This window comes from Paracoccus spongiarum, assembly GCF_030732095.1.
GTDB lineage: Bacteria > Pseudomonadota > Alphaproteobacteria > Rhodobacterales > Rhodobacteraceae > Paracoccus > Paracoccus spongiarum.
The window spans coordinates 95,112-110,359 of the sequence record NZ_JAVAMQ010000001.1; the positions used below are offsets into that span (position 1 = coordinate 95,112).

The window sequence follows — 15,248 nt, forward strand, 5'->3', positions numbered from 1 at the left end:
TGGACAAGGGCAGTCTGGGCCGTGCAACCAAGGCGCGCAACCGGCGTGATTACCGATCCGCGGCCAGCGCCTTTTCCAGTTCCGGCAGGAAGCGGTTGGTGTAATCCTCGCGCACCAGCGGGCCGGCATGACGGTAAAGCACCCTGCCCTCGCCGTCGAGGATGAAGGTCTCGGGCGGGGCGGTCACGCCCCAGTCGATCGCCGCGCGGCCCCGGGGATCGGTGGCCAGCGCGTGGAAGGGATCGCCGTCCTCGGCCAGGAATTGCAGGGCGCTCGCCTCGGGGTCCTTCAGGTCGATGCCATAGACCGGCAGGCGGGCCGACAATTCGGTCAGGGTGGGATGTTCGGCGCGGCAGGGCGGGCACCAGCTGGCCCAGAAATTCACCAGCTTGACGCCCGGCCGGCGCAGCATCTCGTCGGTCAGCGGGGTCTTGCCCGGCAGGGTCGTCGCCGGAACGGGCGGGGCCTCGCGGCCGATCATCGCCGAGGGCAGCCCGGTCGGATCCTCGCGGCCCATGCCCCACAGAAACAGCCCCGCCAGCGCGGCGAAGGCCAGCGGCGGCAGCGCCACCAGCGGAGAGATCCTAGCCATCGCCTTCCTGCCTTTCCAGATCGCGCCGCGCGCGGGCATTGGCGGCGACGCTGTGCCAGACCAGCCCGACCAGCAGCACCGCCGAGATTCCATAGGCCGCCAGCACCGTGCCGGCATATTTCCCAAGCTCGATCATGGGCGCGTCTCGCGCGCGATCAGGGCGGCCAGCCGGCGGCGGCGGATCTCGGTCCGGGTGCGGATCAGCAGCAGCGCGAGGAACAGCAGGAGGAAGCCCAGCATCGAGAGGTAGAGGGGATAGCGATAGACGGCGCTCATCCGCTCGCCCGGCGCGACCGAGAGGCTGGCGCCCTGGTGCAGGCCCTGGTTCCAGAACAGCACCGCGTAGCGCGACAGCAGCGCGAAGACCGAGCCGACGAGGCACAGCACGCCGGTCAGGTCGGCGGCGCTGTCGGGATCCTCGATCGCCGACCACAGCGCGATATAGCCCGCATAGAACAGGAACAGGATCAGGAAGCTGGTCAGGCGCGGGTCCCACTCCCACCAGGTGCCCCACATCGGCTGGCCCCAGATCGCCCCGGTCGCCAGCGCGATCAGCGTCATCACCGCGCCGATCGGGGCGGCGGCGCGGGCGGCCAGCGCGCTGACATGGTGACGCCGGATCAGCCAGATCAGCGAGGCCGCCAGCATCATCACCCAGATGTTGATCGCCATCATCGCCGCCGGCACATGCAGGAAGACGATCTTCACCGTGGCGCCCTGCCGGTAATCATCGGGCGTGAGGAAGCCCCAGGCGACGCCGCCCAGCGTGCAGGCCACGGCCCCCGCCACCGCCCAGGGCAGGATCGCGCCCGAGGCGCGCATGAACTTGACGGGGTTGGCGTATTCCCAGATCGACATATGCGTTCCCTAGCGGCGGCGGGGGCCGGGCTCAAGTCACATCACCGCAGGTTGACCCGCAGGGCGGCGGCGGCGGCAAAGGGGACCAGCGCGACCACCGCGGCGCTGATGCCGCCCAGAAACAGCAGCGGCGTCGCGGGGCTGCCGCCCTCGAGGCCGCGGCGGATCGCCTCGGTCCCGAAGATCAGCGTCGGGACATACAGCGGCAGGACCAGCAGCGACAGCAGCAGCCCGCCCCGGCGCAGCCCGACCGTGATCGCGGCGCCAAAGGCCCCCAGCATCGACAGCGCGGGCGTGCCGATCACGAGCGAGGCCAGGAGCCAGGGCGTCGCCGCGGCGGGAAGCTGCAGGAGCAGCCCGAACAGCGGCGCGGCGGCGACCAGCGGCAGGCCGGTGGTCAGCCAGTGCGCCAGCGCCTTCACGGCGACGACGCCCTCCAGCGGGATCGGCGCTGTGGCCAGCAGATCGAGGCTGCCATCCTCGTGGTCCAGCGCGAAGATGCGGTCCAGCGACAGCAGGCAGGCGAGCAGCGCCCCGAGCCACAGGATGCCGGGCGCGATCGGGCGCAGCGCGGCGCTGTCGGGGCCGACGCCAAAGGGCACCAGGGCGCAGAGGATGAGGAAGAAGGCGACGGCCAGGCCGAAGCCGCCGCCGGCGCGGGTGGCCAGGGTCAGGTCGCGTCTCAGAAGCGGCAGCATCGGCGGCCCCCGGATGCGGCCGGCGCTGCGCGGCCGGCGGCGGCACAGCGCCCGATGTCCCGCCCGCTTCCTGCGCGGCATGCGGACCGGCCGGGCCGGGACCGGGAGGCCGGGCGCTGCCCGGCGCGATGCGCCGGGCGGGGCGCCGCCGCTGGGGGCACGCTCATGCGAAGGCCTCGTTGAAGCCGGCGGGGCGGTGGCTGCGGCCGGGGCGGGCGCGGAACGGGGTGAGGTCAAGGTCGCGCGCCTCGGCAAGCCCGAGGTCGATATGCGTGGCCATCAGCGCCGACCCGCCCGCCGCCAGATGCGCCCGGATCGCGGCGCCGAAGCGCGCCACCGAGGCGGCATCCAGCGAGACGGTGGGTTCGTCCAGCACCCAGAGCGGTCTGCCCGTCACCAGAAGCCGCGCCAGCCCCAGCCGGCGTTTCTGCCCCGCCGACAGGGCCGCGGCAGGGCGGTCGGCCAGCGCCATGAGATCCATCGCCGCAAGCGCCCGCCCGACCGCGCCAACGCCGTCGCCGCCGTCCCCGCTGCCGCCGTCGAAGATGCGCGCCCAGAAGGCGAGATTCTCGGCCACGCCGAGGGCGTGTTTCAGACCGTCGGCATGGGCGGCATAGGCCACCGCGTCGTCATCCATGATGATCCGCCCCGCGACCGGCGGCTGCAGCCCCGCCACGGTCCGCAGCAGCGTGGTCTTGCCGATGCCGTTGGGGCCGCGCAGGATCAGCGCCCGGCCCGCCTCCAGCACGAAGGACACCCCCTCGACCGCCCTCAGACCGCCGCGCGCCACGGCCAGATCCTCGACGGCCAGAAGGCTCATACCGGCAGAAGCGCGCAGGCGACGCGGCGCCCTTCGGACAGGGTGACGTTGTAGGTGCGCGCGGCGGTGGGCGAGGCCATCGCCTCGACCATCACGCCGACCGACTCCAGCGCCTCGACCAGCGCGGCGGGCGGATGCGCGATCTCGGCGCCCATGCCGAGGAACAGCACGTCGACGCGGCCCGACAGCGCCATCAGCGGCGCCCGGTCATCAAGCCCCGCCCAGTCGCGGGCGCCGCCCTGTTCGACCAGCACCGGCCCCTCGACCACCTTGCCGGCGACGCGGAAGAAACCGGGGCCGTAGCCGTCCACCGGCACCGCGCCCTCGAACTCGACGGGCTTCATCGCCATCAGGGCGCCTCGGCCCCCGAGAAGGGCGAGGCGTGGTCCTTGGGGTCCTTCTTCGACCAGTCGCGCTTGACGCCCAGCCACAGCACCACGTTCTTGGCCACATAGACCGAGGAGTAGGTGCCGATCAGGATGCCGAAGGTGATCGCGAAGACAAAGCCGCGGATCACGTCGCCGCCCAGCACCAGAAGCGCGATCAGCGCCACCAGCGTCGTGCCCGAGGTCATCACGGTCCGCGACAGCGTCTCGTTGACCGACAGGTTCATCAGGTCGCGCAGCGCCCGTTTCTTGTATTTCATCAGGTTCTCGCGCAGCCGGTCGAACACGACGACGGTGTCGTTGATCGAATAGCCGACGATGGTCAGCAGCGCCGCGATCGTCGTCAGGTCGAACTTGATCTGGAACAGCGCAAAGACGCCCATGGTCACGATCACGTCATGGGCCAGCGAGACGATGGCGCCGATGGCGAACTGCCATTCGAAGCGCAGCCAGATATAGATCGAGATCGCCACCAGCGAGGCCAGAACCGAATAGATCGCGGTCTGGATCAGTTCGCCCGAAACCTTGGGACCGACCGATTCCACCAGCGGGAAGGTGATCGCGGGATCGACCTGCTGCAGCGCGGCCTCGACCGCATTGATCGTTTCGGGGGTGACGGCCTCGGCACCCTCCTGCGCGCTGATGCGGACCTGCGCGACATGCTGGTCGGCGGCGAAGGTCGGGTCGAAGACCTGCGTGATCGCGACATCGCCAAGGCCCAGCGGCTGCAGCGCGTCGCGATAGGCGCCGACATCGACCTGCTGGGTGGATTCGGTGCGGATCGTGGTGCCGCCCTTGAAGTCGATGCCGAAATTCAGCCCGAAGAGAACGAGGAACACCACCGACAGCACCACCATCGCGCCCGAGATGCCGACCGTCAGCCCCTGCCAGCGGAAGAAGTCGATGCGGGTCTCGGCGGGGACCAGTTTCAGACGAAATGCCATGTCATACCTCGATCTGACGCGGGCGGGTGCGTTCGAACCACGTGACGGTCATCAGCCGCGTGACGTAAAGCGCGGTGAAGACCGAGGTGACGATGCCGATGGTCAGCGTGACGGCAAAGCCCTTGACCGGACCCGAGCCCAGCACGAACAGGATCGCGGCGATGATCAGCGTGGTGATGTTGGCGTCCACGATGGCAGACATCGCCTTTTCGTAGCCCAGTTCGATCGCGCGGGCGGGGCCGCGCGCGGTGCGCAGCTCTTCGCGGATGCGTTCGAACACCAGCACGTTGGCGTCCACGGCCATGCCGATGGTCAGCACGATCCCGGCGATGCCCGGCAGGGTCAGCGTGGCGCCGATCATCGACAGCACACCGAAGATCAGGCCCATGTTGATGGTCAGCGCGACCGAGGCGAAGACCCCGAACAGGCCGTAGGACAGCACCATCAGCGCGATCACGGCGATGAAGCCCATCGCCGAGGCGATCCGGCCGGCATCGATGCTGTCCTGCCCGAGCTCGGGACCGACGGTGCGTTCCTCGAGGAAGGTCAGTTCCGCCGGCAGGGCGCCCGCGCGCAGCAGCACGGCCAGCCGGTTGGCCTCCTCGAAATCCATCGAGCCCGAGATCTGCCCCGAGCCGGTGGTGATCGCCTGCCGGATCACCGGCGCCGAAATCACCTGGTTGTCCAGAACGATGGCGAAGGGCTGGCCGATATTGGCCGAGGTGTAGGCGCCGAACTTGCGCGCCCCGGTCGGGTTGAAGCGGAAATCGACCGAGGGCTGGCCGTTCTGGTCGGTCGAGGGCATGGCGTCGGTCAGTTCCTCGCCACTGACGACCGGGCTGTCCTCGAGCGTGTAGTAGACGCCTTCCTGATCGGCGGCGGGCAGGACCACCTGGCCCAGCCCCGGCGCGGCGTCGGGATTGCTGCCGGTCGCCGTCACCGGGTTGAAGGTCAGCTTCGCGGTCGTCCCGATCAGGGCCTTCAGCTCATCCGCCGAGCCGATGCCCGGCACCTGGATCAGGATGCGATCCTCGCCCTGACGCATGATGGTGGGTTCGCGGGTGCCAACCTCGTCCACGCGGCGGCGGATGATTTCAAGGCTCTGCTGGATGGTGCGGTCGTCGGTGACGGCCTTCTCGGCCTCGGACAGCCCGATGGTGATTGTGTTTCCCTGCGCGCTGATCGCTAGGCTGGACTGGCCGGTGCCGGTCAGCGTGGTGACGGGTTCGGAAAAGCCGCGCACGATCTCGGTGGCGCGGGCGATCTGGTCGGGGGTGCCGATCTCGATCGCCAGCGTGCCGTCGGGCGCGGGCACCCGGCGGACCGCGCCGATGGTGGCGCGTTCCTCGGCCAGCGCGCGGCGCAGTTCGGGCCACAGCGCGTCCATGCGCGCCTTGTAGACCTGATCGACCTGCACCTCGCCCAGCAGATGCGCGCCGCCGCGCAGGTCCAGCCCCAGATTGACAAGCCCGTTCGGCAGCCAGCCGGGCCAGGCGCCGCGCGCAGCATCGAGTTCGGGCGTGGTCACGCCGGTCTTCTCGATGCTGGCCACGGCGTCGTTATGCGCCTCGACCCGCTTGTAGAACAGGTTGGGCATGGCATAGGCCAGTCCCAGAAGGCAGATCCCGATGATCAGGATGCGCTTCCATCGGTCGATCTGAAGCATCTTGGCTTACGCCCTTCCCGGTTTTTCTTGGCGGCTCAGCTGTTGGCGGCGACCGGTTCGGTCCGGTTCACGACCTGCGCCACGGTGCTGCGCACCACACGGACCTTGACGCCGGTGGCGATCTCGACTTCCAGCTCGTCGTCGCGCACCGAGGTGACCTTGCCCAGAATCCCGCCCTGGGTGATGATCGCGTCGCCCTTCTTCAGCGCGCCGACCATCTCGCGGTGCTGTTTCACGCGCTTCTGCTGGGGCCGGATCATCAGGAAATACATGATCGCGAAGATCAGGATCAGCGGGATGAACTGCGCGAAGGCGGCAGTTCCGCCGGCGCCGGCGGCCTGGGCATAGGCGGGGGTGACGAACATGTGGGATCCTCTTGGCTGGCAGACCGGACCGGATGGCCCGCCCCGTTGAATTGGCGCGCAACCTATCCGCGCCGCCCGCCCTTGGCAAGAAAGCGCGGCGGGCCATCGGCGCAAGGGCGATCAACGGCTTCGTGATCGCCCGTCAGAGCCGCGCGGGCTGGGCGCGCTCGACCAGACGGGCGAAAAAGCTGGCGCCGACCGGGGCGATCTCGTCGTTGAAATCGTAATGCGGGCTGTGGACGCCCGGCCCCTCGCCCTGCCCCAGGAACAGGTAGCAGCCGGGCCGGGCGTTCAGCATGTAGCTGAAATCCTCGGCGCCCATCTCGCGGCCGGCCTCGGCGTTCACGGCATCCTCGCCCGCGATCTCGCGCGCGACGGCCGCCGCGAAGCCGGTCTCGGCGGGATCGTTGACGGTGGCGGGATAGCCCTCGGCATAGTCCAGCCGCGCCTCGACGCCATAGGCCGTGCCCTGCCCCGCGCAGATCTCGGCCATGCGGCGGCGGACCATGTCGCGGACATGCGGCGCGAAGCTGCGCACCGTGCCGCAGATCCAGGCGCTGTCGGGCACGATGTTGTCGGCGCTGCCGGCATGGATCTGGGTGACCGACAGCGCCAGATCGTCCAGCGCATAATGGTTGCGGCTGGAAATCGTCTGGATCGCCGCGACGATGGCGACCGCCGCGACCACCGGATCGGCGGTCAGATGCGGCATGGCGCCATGCCCGCCCCGGCCATGCACATGGATGTCGAAGCGGTCGAAGGCGGCCATGATCGGGCCGGGCGTGGTCTGGAAGCTGCCGGCGGGCAGCCCGGGGGCGTTGTGCATCGCAAAGACCCGCGCGATGCGGAACCGCTCCATGATGCCGGCCCGGACCATCGCCTCGCCGCCGCCGCCGTCTTCCTCGGCGGGCTGGAAGATCAGCGCCACCCGGCCGGCGAAGTTGCGCGTCTCGGCCAGGTATTTCGCGGCGCCCAGCAGCATCGTCGTGTGGCCGTCATGGCCGCAGGCATGCATCCGCCCCGGCACGGTCGAGGCATGCGGCAACCCGGTCGCCTCGTCCATCGGCAGCGCGTCCATGTCGGCGCGCAGCCCGATGGTGGGACCGCGCCCGCGCCCCTTCAGGATCGCCACGATGCCGGTGCCGCCGATTCCCTCATGGATCTCGTCCACGCCGAACTCGCGCAGCCGCGCGGCGACGAAGGCGGCGGTGGCGTGGCAATCGAAGCCCAGCTCGGGATGCTGGTGCAGGTGATGCCGCCAGGCCGTCAGCTGCGGGGCGAAATCGGCGATGCGGTTCAGGACGGGCATGTGGACTTGGGCCTTCGGCTGTGGCAGTCGGGATGCTTCTGGACCCGCCAGTGGGGGAATTGCAATGCCCGACACGAGACCCGACCCGCATGAGGCGCCGTCAGGCCCGGTGCCCCGCGATCCGGCCATCGAGATCACCCGGCTGATCGGGATCATGGCGGCGCTGCGCGATCCGGCGACCGGCTGTCCCTGGGACATCGAGCAGGATTTCGCGAGCATCGCCCCCTACACCATCGAAGAGGCGCATGAAGTCGAGGATGCGATCCAGCGGCAGGCCTGGGACGAGTTGCCGGGCGAGCTGGGCGACCTGCTGCTGCAGGTCGTGTTCCACGCGCAGATGGCGGCCGAGGCCGGGATGTTCGATTTCGCCGATTGCGCGAAGGCGATCGGCGACAAGCTGATCTTCCGTCACCCGCATGTCTTCGGCGACGAAAGCCGCGACAAGTCGGCCGAGCAGCAGGTCCGCGACTGGGAGGCGATCAAGGCCGCAGAACGCGCCGGCAAGGCCGAAAGCGGCACGCTGGACGGGGTGGCGCTTGGCCTGCCCGCGCTGACCCGTGCGCTGAAGCTGCAGAACCGGGCGGCGCGGGTCGGCTTTGACTGGCCCGGTCCGGGCGAGGTGCTGGACAAGATCCGCGAGGAATGCGCCGAACTGGTCGAGGCCCGCGACCATCTGGGGCAGGCCGCGCTGGAGGAGGAATTCGGCGACCTGCTGTTCGTGATGGCCAATCTGGGCCGGCACCTGAAGCTGGACCCGGAACTGGCCCTGCGCCGCGCCAACGCCAAGTTCACCCGCCGCTTCCGGGCGATCGAGGCGGCGCTGGCCCGCGACGGTCGCCGCCCCGAGGACAGCGATCTTGCCGAGATGGACAGGCTGTGGGACGCGGCGAAGGCGGCCGAGAAGGCCGCGGGCAAGCCGGGCGGGACCGGCACCTGACAGGCGGCCCCCTGGCACCTGCGGGCCCTTGGCGATTGCGTCGCGCACGGTTTGCGTCCCGCGACAGCGGGGGGCTGCCTGCCCCCCGCACCCCCCGGGCGTTGCACTGCGCGGCGACGCGGCGCAGCCGTCCCTAGCCTGTCAGCGCCTTGCGCAGCATGTTCAGCGCCACGAGGAACAGGAAGATCGCGAAATAACGCTTGAGCCGGGCGGGGTCCGTGCGATGGGCAAGCGTGGCGCCGATGGGCGCGGTCAGCAGCGTCATGCAGATCGTGACGAGGAAGGCGGGCAGATTCACCGATCCGATCGTGTAGGGCGGTGCGTCCTCGACCGGCAGAAGCAGAAAGGCCGCCACCGAGGGCACCGCGATCAGCACCCCGAAGCCCGCTGCGGTCGCCACCGCGCGATGGATCGGCCGGCCATGCAGCGTCATCAGCGGCACCCCGAGGCTGCCCCCGCCGATACCCAGCAGCACCGACAGAAAGCCGATCAGCGGCGCGAAGACGGCGCGCCGGCCGCCTTCGGGCATCGTCTCGGCCAGCCGCCAATGCGGCCGCGACAGCGCCATGTAAAGGGCGATTACCACGACCAGGACGGCGAAGATGATCTGCAGCGTGTGGGTGCGCAGCGAGCCGACCGTCAGCACCCCGGCCAGCGCGCCGATGCCGATGCCGAGCGCCCAGCCGCGCAGGATCGCCCAGTCGACCGCGCCCCGACGATGATGCGCCAGCACGGACCGGGTGGAGGTGACGATGATCGTCGCCAGCGAGGTCGCCAGACAAAGCTGCATCACGTCGGGGCCGGCATGGCCCAGCTGCGTGAAGACGACGAGGAAGGCGGGCACCAGCACGATGCCCCCGCCGACACCCAAAAGCCCTGCCAGCACCCCGGCGAAGGCGCCGGTGGCCAGAAGGGTCAGGGCGGGAAAGACGAGATTGCTCATGCCACCGGCACATAGCCCGGCCGGGTCTCGGCCGCCAGAGCCAATGCCGCGCCCTCAGGCCGCCGCGCGGCTGACCGAGGCGATGGCGGCGTCATAGACCTCGATCCCGCCGCCCGGCGCGCCCTCGGACAGCACCCGCTTCCACGATCGCGCGCCGGGCTGGCCGTGAAACAGTCCCAGCATGTGCCGGGTGATCTGGTGCAGCCGGCCGCCCGCCCGCAGATGCGCCGCAATCCGCGGGCGCATCGCCAGCGCGACATCGGCGGCGGTTGCGAAGGGCGGGGCGTCGTCCCACAGACGATCTGCCGCGCCGAGGATGTCCCAGGGCTGGTGATAGGCCGCCCGGCCGACCATCACCCCGTCCATCACCCGCAGATGCGCGCGCGCCTCGTCGAGACTGGCGATGCCGCCATTGACCGACAGATGCAGATCGGGAAAGGCCCGTTTCATCGCGTGGACCAGCGGATAGTCCAGCGGCGGCAGGGTCCGGTTCTCGCGCGGGCTGAGCCCCTGCAGCCAGGCCTTCCGGGCATGGATCGCGATGCGCCTGACCCCAGCCCCGCGCATCCGGTCCAGAAACGCGGGCAGCACCTCGGCCGGATCCTGGTCGTCCACACCGATGCGGCATTTCACGGTGACCTCGACCGGGCTGGCGTCGATCATCGCGGCAACGCAGTCGGCGACCAGCCCGGGCTGCTTCATCAGCACCGCGCCAAAGCAGCCCGACTGCACCCGGTCGCTGGGGCAGCCGACATTCAGGTTGATCTCGTCATAACCCCATTGCGCTGCGATGCGGGTGGCCTCGTGCAACGCCTCCGGCTCGGATCCGCCAAGCTGCAGCGCGACCGGATGCTGTTCGGGCTCGAAGCCCAGAAGCCGCGCGCGATCGCCATGCAGCACCGCTTGCGCCGTCACCATCTCGGTATAAAGCAGCGCATGCCGCGACATCAGCCGGTAAAAGGTCCGGCAGTGGCGATCGGTCCAGTCCATCATCGGGGCGGTGGACAGTCTGGCATTTTGATTTATTTTCATTTTTTCGTATCTTCACGCTGTTGGCGGCGACGGCTGCTGCACAGGAATACGTCCCGATATCCCGGAATTTGCTCCTCTCCGACGAGTCATTGCCTACACAGCGCAGACGAAAATGGCCAACCATCACCACGCTTCCTTCCGGTGCCTGCCGGGTCCGGATCCGGCAAAAGGGCCACCACGCGAGCGCGACGTTCCCCATCGCTGGGCCCGCCAGGCAGAGACCCGGGGCAATCAGGGGCCGCGCCGAAAAATGTCGTCCGCCTCCCGCCTCCAGACCTTTGGCGACCTCGTCGATCGTCATATAACCGATATATGCGCGATATAGCCCTCTGAACTGCACTTGGTAAATCAGCGTGGACGGATTGGCGTGCAAACCTCAGCTCGTTGGTGGCTGATATGTAACTTGGTGATCGGTCTTGACCGTGCGGTCAGACGGCTTCCCGCGCCGTTAAGGGATTCCTCTTGACTCCCGGCGGCGTTATGGAGAACAAATAGAGAACATAATGACAAGCCTGTTCCTGGAGGTCAATAAGGAGCTTGCGGCCAGAGCCCGCCATAGAATCTTTGCCCGCGCAGATCGAACGGATCGAAGGCATAAGCCGGCGCGCCCATATCCGGCGATCTTCGCCGCCTTGACGAACTTGCGGTCGAAACTGGCCATGCCCTCGCAATGCGCCGCCTTGCCAAGGTGCAATGCGTCGGCGGAATCCATGCCGCGCTCGGCATGGTCAAGAGCGTTGACCATGACCATGCCGTCCTCGACCGTCACAGTCGGCAGGCCAGCGAAGGCGCACAGCACGCGCGCGATGTCGGCTGGCCTATAATCGTAGGTGCTGCGCAGCACCCACTCTGTCTCCAGGATCACGGTGACGGCAACGAACACCGGCTGTCCGTCGACCAGCGCGCGGGCGCGTGGCGACTGCTTCGGATGATCGTTGGTCAGGTAGCGGACGACGACGTTCGTATCAATCGCCAGCATGTCGCCGCTTCGCTTCCGCCATCACGCCCGCGTCCATCTCGGCAATCGTCTTAGGCCTGGCCCTGGAGGGCAGCGCGCCGAAGACATCTTCCGGCCGCGTCGCGGTGAAAGCCGGAGCCGGCTTCAGCAGCACGCCGCCGTCCGCTTCCTCGACCGTCAGCTTCGTGCCCGCGCTCCGCTCGCGCCGCTGCCGCAGCCCGGTCGGCAGGATGATCTGCTCCTTGGTCGAGACAGTAGTGGTGAGCTGCTGGTTTCTTGGACACGAAGATAAGATCGTGACCAAGGAACTGGAGAGTAGATATGACGAGACGGAATTTCAGCCGTAAGTTCAAGATCGAGGCCGTAAGGCTGGTGACGGACCGGGGCGTGGCGGTGGCTCAGGCCGCGCGTGACCTTGATTTGGCGGAGAGCGTGCTGAGGCGCTGGATGCGGGAATTAACGTCGGCGCCAGCTGCAGCCTTTCCCGGGAACGGGCAGATGCGGGCTGACCTAGCCGAGATTGCAGCGCTGAAGAAAGAGGTCGCGCGTCTTCGTGCGGAGCGTGACATCCTCAAGAAAGCGGCAGCTCTTTTCGCGCGCGAGGCGACATGAGGTTCGCCTTCATCGCCAAACACCGCCACATCTGGCCGGTCAGTTGGCTGTGCGACGTGCTGGATGTGTCGCGTTCCGGCTTCCACGCCTGGCTCATCCGCCCGACCAGCACCCGCGAGATCCAGGACGCCAAGCTCGTCACGGCGATCGATACGAGCTTCAAGGCCAGCGACCGGACCTATGGCGCCCGCCGCGTGTGGCGTGATGTTCTGGAAGAAGGGTTTGCCTTCGGGTTGCATCGGATCGAAAGGCTGCTGCGGATCAACGCGTTGCGCGCCCGGCCCAAGCGCCGTGGAAAGCCGAAGGACGACGGCGAACGGTCGATGATTGCTGACAACATCCTGGACCGGGACTTTCAGGCAGACCGGCCGAACCAGAAGTGGCTGGCCGACTTCACCTACATCTGGACCGCAGAGGGCTGGCTGTATGTTGCGGTCGTGCTGGACCTCTTCTCACGGCGCGTCGTCGGATGGTCCATGAAGGCCGACCGGGATGCATCACTGGTCATGGACGCGCTGATGATGGCCGTGTGGCGTCGCGGAAAGGCTGACGCGCTGCTTCATCATTCGGATCAGGGATCGCAATACACAAGCGAACAGTTTCAACGGCTTCTGGCCGACAACGGGATCACCTGCTCGATGAGCCGGGCAGGCAACGTGTGGGACAATTCAGCGATTGAGAGCTTTTTCTCGTCGCTGAAGACCGAGCGCACTGCCCGCAAAGTCTACCGCACCCGCGACGAAGAAGAAGGAGAACGCTGCAATGAGGCAGCCACTCCGCAAGCAAAAACTGCGACCTCAACAAGAAAGGACATCAAATGCGCAAAGACGAACGCCCCAGCAAGATCGAAGCCTTCGGAGAAGCTATTTTCGATACCTTCGCCAAAGGCACGCTTGTGATCCTCGGGCTCGGCCTGGTGGCCTTCATCGCCAACCACTGGTGAGCCCCTCCGTGATGGCCGCTCCACCTTAACGGCGGCCATCAGCGCAAGCAGGCCCGGCCCTTGCGTACCCCGGATGAAATCCTTGGCATGCCGCACAGCCAGGCGCTTGTGATGGCCTCGGGCTACGGCATCCCGCCCTGCTCAGGCGGCTGATGCCTCGAAGACGCTCAAGAAAGATATCCACAAGATTGAGACACAGATCGAGGCCCTGCTCGACCGCATCGTCGAATCCACTACCTCCAGCGTGGTTGCGGCCTACGAGAAGCGCACCGGGAAGCTAGAGAAGGAGAAGATTCGACTGCAAGAGAGCATGGCAAAATCCGGTCAGCCCGTGCGTACCCTGGAGGAGACGTTCGAACTCGCCTTGGGGTTCTTGTCAAGTCCTTGGAATATTTGGAAAAACAGATCCCTGCCTTGGCAAAAGACCGTCCTGCGGCTCGCCTTTGCGGAGCCTGTTCGGTACTGCCGGAATCAGGGTGTTCGAACCCCGAAAACTTCTTCCCCTTCAAGGTGTTAGGGGGCTTTTCAACGGCGAAATGTGAAATGGCGCACCCGACAGGATTCGAACCTGTGACCTTCGCCTTCGGAGGGATTACGACTAGCTCCGTCGATTACCGAAAGGGGCACGCCATGATGCGCTATGTTACTGTAAATAAAAAGGAATTTGATTTCCTTCGCCGACAAGCCTATCCTTCTGTTCGCCACGGTTTTCGCCCTGCTGCTTACGTGGTGCTTACGCGGGTTTTCGGGCATGTGACGGAGGAAGTCCATGGCTAAACTTACAAAACGCGTCGTCGATGCGGCGGAAAGCCGTCGCAGTGATTACGTGATCTGGGACGATGAGCTACCCGGTTTCGGGCTTCGTGTCTTCACATCAGGCAAGCGCAGCTATGTGATCCAGTATCGCCAGGGAGGACGGTCGCGGCGCTACACCATCGGCCTGCATGGTATCTGGACGCCAGAACTGGCCCGCCAGGAGGCCAAGGTCCAACTTGGCAGGATCGCGCGCGGCGAAGACCCGGCCGAGGAAAAGCAGCTCGATCGCAAGTCCATGTCGGTCAAGGAACTCTGCACTCTTTATCTGAATGACATGAACGCCGGTCTCATCATGGGGAAAGGCGGCCGTCCAAAGAAGCACAGCACGATTGTGACCGATACCGGGCGGATCAACCGGCACATCATCCCGCTCTTGGGCAGTCGGCGGGTGCGTGACTTGACCAAATCCGACGTCAACAAGCTCCTCAAAGACGTCATGGCGGGTAAAACTCGGATTTCGGTCAAGACCGATAAGCTTAGAGGCAGGGCCATTGTCCGCGGCGGTCCTGGGACTGCCGCTCGAACCGTCAGCCTTCTCGGCGGTATTCTTACCTATGCCGTCGATGCTGGGATCATCGAGCGGAACCCGGCGCATGGCATCAAGAAACCGAAGGATAACGTCCGCAAGCGTCGGCTGTCCGAGGCGGAGTATCGCCTACTTGGTGTCTTGCTGCGCAAAGCAGCGCAGAACGAGAATTATGCCATGACCGTCGAGATCATCCGCCAGATCACCATGACGGGTTGCCGCCGATCGGAAATGATCGGGCTAAGCTGGAGCGAAGTTGACGCCCAAGCCAGTTGCCTGCGCCTTGAAGACAGCAAGGAAGGCTATTCCATTCGGCCCATCGGGCTGCCTGTCGTGGAGTATCTGGAAGAGCGCGCCAAGTCGCGTATCGGCACTTATGTGTTTCCCGGCCGTGATGAGGACAGAGCGTTCGGCAGCTTCCCCAATCACTGGAAGAAGATCTTCACGGACTCCCCGCTTGCCGATGTCACTCCCCACGTTCTTCGCCATAGCTTCGCGAGCATAGCGAATGATCTCGGGTTCACGGAGATCACCATCGCCGCTCTCGTCGGTCACGCCAAGGGGTCTGTCACGAGCAATTACATCCACACCGTCGACACGGCCCTCATCATGGCGGCCGACACGATTGCTGGCTACATTCAGGGCCTGCTCGATGGCATCGAGTTCAAGCAGACCGCCTACGCGCTGGATCGGGACTCCCGGAAGACGTCGCTCGCGCGCTTCCTTCAGAAGGCAGCAGGCAACGACGACAGAACCGCCGACGTGGCGCAGCCTCTGGCGGCTTGAGGATGGCGGAAACGGCTGGCGGATCGTGGGTCAGCCTTGAAATTGGGGCGCCTCCAA

The 15,248-nt window shown here is 66.8% G+C and carries 18 protein-coding genes; 4 read left to right on the forward strand and 14 right to left on the reverse strand.

Annotated features, from left to right (window positions below; all coding sequences use genetic code 11):
• Nucleotides 1-49: 49 nt before the first annotated feature.
• The 10 genes from Q5Y72_RS00420 to Q5Y72_RS00465 all read right to left on the reverse strand — a co-directional run bounded on the left by Q5Y72_RS00420 (nt 50) and on the right by Q5Y72_RS00465 (nt 7,638).
• Complete coding sequence (locus tag Q5Y72_RS00420) at nt 50-592, reverse strand: DsbE family thiol:disulfide interchange protein (RefSeq protein ID WP_305961497.1); 543 nt, start codon at nt 590-592, stop codon at nt 50-52.
• Entirely contained in the window at nt 585-728 is a 144-nt protein-coding gene (ccmD, locus tag Q5Y72_RS00425) for a heme exporter protein CcmD (protein WP_305961498.1), read from the reverse strand. The genes Q5Y72_RS00420 and ccmD overlap by 8 nt, the downstream gene beginning before the upstream one ends.
• Nucleotides 725-1,450, reverse strand: a complete 726-nt coding sequence (gene ccmC / locus Q5Y72_RS00430; protein ID WP_305961499.1) for a heme ABC transporter permease CcmC — start codon at nt 1,448-1,450, stop codon at nt 725-727. Before ccmC ends, ccmD begins: the two co-directional genes overlap by 4 nt.
• Nucleotides 1,451-1,491: 41 nt before the next feature.
• Nucleotides 1,492-2,148: a heme exporter protein CcmB gene (gene ccmB, locus Q5Y72_RS00435; RefSeq protein WP_305961500.1), complete on the reverse strand. Its 657-nt coding sequence runs from the start codon at nt 2,146-2,148 to the stop codon at nt 1,492-1,494.
• 163 nt (nt 2,149-2,311) lie between these two features.
• Nucleotides 2,312-2,968, reverse strand: coding sequence for a heme ABC exporter ATP-binding protein CcmA (ccmA, locus tag Q5Y72_RS00440; RefSeq protein WP_305961501.1), 657 nt, complete (start codon nt 2,966-2,968; stop codon nt 2,312-2,314).
• Nucleotides 2,965-3,318 (reverse strand): Mth938-like domain-containing protein, encoded by a 354-nt coding sequence (locus tag Q5Y72_RS00445; RefSeq protein ID WP_305961502.1) that lies wholly within the window; start codon nt 3,316-3,318, stop codon nt 2,965-2,967. Before Q5Y72_RS00445 ends, ccmA begins: the two co-directional genes overlap by 4 nt.
• On the reverse strand, nt 3,318-4,298 hold the full coding sequence (secF, locus tag Q5Y72_RS00450; RefSeq protein WP_305961503.1) for a protein translocase subunit SecF: 981 nt from the start codon (nt 4,296-4,298) through the stop codon (nt 3,318-3,320). The genes Q5Y72_RS00445 and secF overlap by 1 nt, the downstream gene beginning before the upstream one ends.
• 1 nt (nt 4,299) lies before the next feature.
• A complete protein-coding gene (gene secD / locus Q5Y72_RS00455; RefSeq protein ID WP_305961504.1) occupies nt 4,300-5,964 on the reverse strand; it encodes a protein translocase subunit SecD in 1,665 nt (554 codons plus the stop codon).
• Nucleotides 5,965-5,999: 35 nt separating this feature from the next.
• A complete protein-coding gene (gene yajC / locus Q5Y72_RS00460) occupies nt 6,000-6,329 on the reverse strand; it encodes a preprotein translocase subunit YajC (protein ID WP_305961505.1) in 330 nt (109 codons plus the stop codon).
• Between the two features lie 142 nt (nt 6,330-6,471).
• Complete coding sequence (locus Q5Y72_RS00465) at nt 6,472-7,638, reverse strand: M20 aminoacylase family protein (RefSeq protein WP_305961506.1); 1,167 nt, start codon at nt 7,636-7,638, stop codon at nt 6,472-6,474.
• Between the two features lie 64 nt (nt 7,639-7,702).
• Here Q5Y72_RS00465 and mazG point away from each other — a divergent pair, with 64 nt between their 5' ends.
• Nucleotides 7,703-8,575, forward strand: coding sequence for a nucleoside triphosphate pyrophosphohydrolase (gene mazG, locus Q5Y72_RS00470; RefSeq protein WP_305961507.1), 873 nt, complete (start codon nt 7,703-7,705; stop codon nt 8,573-8,575).
• Nucleotides 8,576-8,708: 133 nt separating this feature from the next.
• Here mazG and Q5Y72_RS00475 read toward each other — a convergent pair whose 3' ends face one another.
• From Q5Y72_RS00475 to Q5Y72_RS00490, 4 genes are all read right to left on the reverse strand, one after another.
• Nucleotides 8,709-9,518 carry a sulfite exporter TauE/SafE family protein gene (locus Q5Y72_RS00475; RefSeq protein ID WP_305961508.1) on the reverse strand — a complete coding sequence of 270 codons (810 nt, stop codon included), beginning with the start codon at nt 9,516-9,518 and terminating at the stop codon, nt 8,709-8,711.
• 54 nt (nt 9,519-9,572) lie between these two features.
• Nucleotides 9,573-10,550 (reverse strand): tRNA dihydrouridine(20/20a) synthase DusA, encoded by a 978-nt coding sequence (gene dusA / locus Q5Y72_RS00480; protein ID WP_305961509.1) that lies wholly within the window; start codon nt 10,548-10,550, stop codon nt 9,573-9,575.
• A 478-nt stretch (nt 10,551-11,028) separates the two neighbouring features.
• On the reverse strand, nt 11,029-11,529 hold the full coding sequence (locus tag Q5Y72_RS00485) for a type II toxin-antitoxin system VapC family toxin (protein WP_305961510.1): 501 nt from the start codon (nt 11,527-11,529) through the stop codon (nt 11,029-11,031).
• Nucleotides 11,516-11,812, reverse strand: coding sequence for an AbrB/MazE/SpoVT family DNA-binding domain-containing protein (locus tag Q5Y72_RS00490; RefSeq protein WP_305961511.1), 297 nt, complete (start codon nt 11,810-11,812; stop codon nt 11,516-11,518). The genes Q5Y72_RS00485 and Q5Y72_RS00490 overlap by 14 nt, the downstream gene beginning before the upstream one ends.
• Nucleotides 11,813-11,829: 17 nt before the next feature.
• Between Q5Y72_RS00490 and Q5Y72_RS00495 the strand changes: the two genes are divergently transcribed.
• From Q5Y72_RS00495 to Q5Y72_RS00505, 3 genes are all read left to right on the forward strand, one after another.
• A protein-coding gene (locus Q5Y72_RS00495) for an IS3 family transposase (protein ID WP_371930725.1) occupies nt 11,830-13,019 on the forward strand; the annotation gives its coding sequence in 2 pieces (ribosomal slippage) (nt 11,830-12,100 and nt 12,100-13,019; 1,191 coding nt in all).
• Nucleotides 13,020-13,447: 428 nt separating this feature from the next.
• Nucleotides 13,448-13,840, forward strand: a complete 393-nt coding sequence (locus Q5Y72_RS00500) for a hypothetical protein (protein WP_305961512.1) — start codon at nt 13,448-13,450, stop codon at nt 13,838-13,840.
• Nucleotides 13,833-15,191, forward strand: a complete 1,359-nt coding sequence (locus tag Q5Y72_RS00505) for a tyrosine-type recombinase/integrase (protein ID WP_080620466.1) — start codon at nt 13,833-13,835, stop codon at nt 15,189-15,191. Before Q5Y72_RS00500 ends, Q5Y72_RS00505 begins: the two co-directional genes overlap by 8 nt.
• The last annotated feature ends 57 nt before the right edge of the window (nt 15,192-15,248 follow it).